Genomic DNA, 3173 nt, shown 5'->3' with positions numbered 1-3173 from the left:
GACACCGGATCCCGACGGGCCTCGACCGCCAATCGAGTCGCACGCTCACGCAGCTCATCGTTGTACTTCTTCGGTGCGGGCATCGCTGGTGTTCCTCCCAGGTTTCGATGTCTCCATCAAACCCGGTGCGGAACAGGTAGAGGGAAGCAGCGGTGGATGGCAGCCGACGTGACCGAGTTGCGGGTGCATGGTGTCTCCGGCATGCGGGTGGGGACGTTGCTCGACCGGCCTCTGGTGGTGCGGGTGGCCGGCGACCGGGACGCCGGGTTTTACCGTCCCCGTCCGGGTTACGGTGAAGCGACCGGCCCAGGCGGCGCGACGCTGGAGGCCTATCACTGGAGCGACCTGACCGCACGCAATGCTGCGCGCAATCTGATCCAGCTGCTCTTGCTGCCCTTCATGCTCAGCAACCTGGCGATCTGGTCCCGCCCCCCTGGCTCCGGCGCAGTCGTGAAGGTACTGTGCCGCCTGCTCGGCGCCACCTTGACCGGGATGTTCGTGTTGGCGTTCGCCAGCGTCTCACTCGACCTCGTGGCGTGGCAGTGCGCGCCCTATGCCACCTGCACGGCCGGCCGGCCGCCATTGTCCTGGCTCGGTTCGCTGCCCGTGGGGCCGCGACTCGCGCTGCTCGCCATGGCGCCGGTCACCGCGATCTTGGCTGTGTCGTGGTTCAGCGCACGTGCGGGAAGGCGGTACGAGGGGTTCTCCGCGACGACGGGGTCCGGCGGTGACCGCCTCGACGCGCCCGATTTCTGGCACACGGCGGCACTGGTGGCTCGGCTCCGGTTGATCCACGTCGCGATCGCGTTCGGCACACTGGACGCCACTCTGCTCGTCGTCCTCGCGCCGCGGGGTCCCCGCGTGGTCGGTGTCGGCCTGCTGGTAGCGGCGATCACGCTGGTGATCGCGGCCTCGGTGCTGCTGTGCGTGCCCGGACTTGCCGACACGGGGACCGTCCGCAGGTGGGCCGCGGCCGCCGTCCGCGGGCTCGGCCCCGCTGCGGGCGTTCTGACGGTGCTGACCCTGGCCTACGCCGCGCTGCTCGGCCCAGTTCCGGCACAGCCGGGCCGCCTGCCTGGACACGCGCGGATGGTCGATGGATTCGTCGGTGTGCAGGCCGTGCTGCTGGTCATGCTCGCCGCGGTGGCGGTGCGCCGCCAGCGCCGCGCCGACGGATCGCCCCAGGCCTTCCGCGGACTTGGCGCTCCGTTGCTGGCCTCGGCCGCCATCGGGTTGAGCGCGGCGCTTTCCGCCGCGGTCGTCTACCGGGCCGCGGATGTGCTGGATCGTGGCGCGGTGCCGACCACCATGCGAACCCTGGCCAACGCCCCGCTGCAACCACCGGCGACGTTCCGATGGGCCGCACTGGGCACCATCGCCGCAGTCCTGACGATTCTCATCGGGGCGTTCGTCGGCAGTCTGGGGACGAGGTCCCGGCGCCGGATGGAGGCGGCGAGGACCATCGAGCAGGATTTCCCGAACGTCCCACCCGATAGGCAGCCACAGATACGAAAGGTGCGCGACGTCATCGTCCGCGCCCGCCTCGCCGAGCGCCTGGGTCCGCTGCTCCGCGCTTACCTGGTGCTCTCCTCGCTCAGCCTGGTCGCCGCCGGCCTCGATCTGGCCGGCGTCGGGCCGATCCAGCTCGCCGCCCGGCTCACCGGCAAGGCCAGCGCCGTGGTGCGGGCCATGTTCTATCTGACTGATGTGGGGATGTACCTCGTCGAGTTGTTCGCGCTCGGCATTCTCGTCATCGGCGTGCTCGCCTACCGATCTGCGGATCTCCGCGGGATCGTCACGGTGCTGTGGGACCTGGGCAGCTTCTGGCCGAGAACTGCCCATCCCTTCGCACCGCCGTGCTACGCCGAGCGCGCGCTGCCGGAGATGGCCAAGCGGATGCAGGCGCTGGCCGCGAAGGGCGGAGTGCTGCTCTCCGGGCACAGCCACGGTTCGGTGATGGCCGCGGCGACCATCCTTCAACTGCCGCCCCAGACGTTGCGCCGGGTGGCGCTGCTCACCTACGGGTCACCGCTTGGCCGGCTGTACGCACGGCTCTTCCCGGCCTACCTCGGCGACGAGGTGCTCCGCGACGTGGGCGATCGGGTGGGGTGGCGGTGGGTGAACCTGTGGCGCCACACCGATCCGACCGGCGGCTGGATTTTCTCCCCACACTCGCCGGGCGAGCCGCCGCGAGCGGACGACGCATCCGGCGGGGTCGACTGCCGACTACGCGACCCCCGCAGTGTGTCGGTGGATCCGATGAACACCGTCCCACCTCCGATCGAAGGACACTGGCCCTACTACACCGACGACCGCTACGCCGCAGCCGTGGCCGACCTCGCCGGACGGCTCGACCCACCGGACAAGGCTCCCCGTGTTGTCAGCCGCCCCCCGCCAGACGAGTAGAAGTCGGTGGCGGACCGGTGGGCTGACGCTTCAACGTCTGCTGGCTGTCGACGACGTGGCGACTGCCGTCCTGCCTTTACGACGGGTGAGAATCCCGCCGCAGGCAAGAACGATCACCAGAAACCCGGCGACGATGTCGTGGTAGAGAGCGAACCCGGATGCGGGATGTTCGAGATGGTCAAGGACGAGCGGTGAGACGAGCAGCCAGCCACCCGCGGCTACCGCCACCCAGTCGAGAGCGGGCAGGTGCCGTGGGCTGAAGTACCGGAAGAGCGAGACACCGGCAATGACCGCTCCGACCGCTGTCTGGTTCCACGCGGCCCCTGGTTTCTCGGGGCCGTACTCAAGTAGCAGTGGAGCGAAGACCAGCCACGCCCCGGCGAGGAAGGCGCCTGCGCTGAGGACAGCGCTCAGCGTCAGCGCCCGTACGAAAGGAAGGGGACTTGCCGGGCTCGGCGGGGGAGCGGTCGCACCCACCGGGGGTTCCAACTGCCGCGAGTCGTCAGAGTCTGCGGATTGGTCGCGTTTCATACGTTGCTCCCGTTGTTCCGAACGAGGCCCCTCTGCACGGCACGGCTGATGACAGGGAAGCCATGCCCCGAGCCTGCCTTGCGGCGTCGCGTACGGCAGGATGTTCCGCACCGGGTTTGATGGAGACATCGAAACCTGGGAGGAACACCAGCGATGCCCGCACCGAAGAAGTACAACGATGAGCTGCGTGAGCGTGCGACTCGATTGGCGGTCGAGGCCCGTCGGGATCCGGTGTC

Annotated in this window: 2 protein-coding genes; one reads left to right on the top strand and one right to left on the bottom strand. The window is 69.2% G+C overall.

From position 1 onward, the window contains the following. Positions 1-156: 156 nt before the first annotated feature. Positions 157-2406 (top strand): hypothetical protein, encoded by a 2250-nt coding sequence (locus AC1WTP_RS34230; protein ID WP_481653352.1) that lies wholly within the window; start codon positions 157-159, stop codon positions 2404-2406. Between the two features lie 30 nt (positions 2407-2436). Here AC1WTP_RS34230 and AC1WTP_RS34225 read toward each other — a convergent pair. Next, positions 2437-3173: SPW repeat domain-containing protein (locus tag AC1WTP_RS34225; protein ID WP_481653351.1), on the bottom strand; the 737-nt coding region annotated here is incomplete at its 5' end.

The organism is Micromonospora sp. R311 (assembly GCF_056780015.1).
The sequence above is the reverse complement of the archived record's forward strand: the minus strand, read 5'-3'. Positions and strand labels throughout refer to the sequence as shown.

Excerpts from the sequence above, each read along its gene's own strand:
- AC1WTP_RS34230 (WP_481653352.1), top strand. The coding sequence starts at position 157 with ATGGCAGCCGACGTGACCGAGTTGCGGGTGCATGGTGTCTCCGGCATG.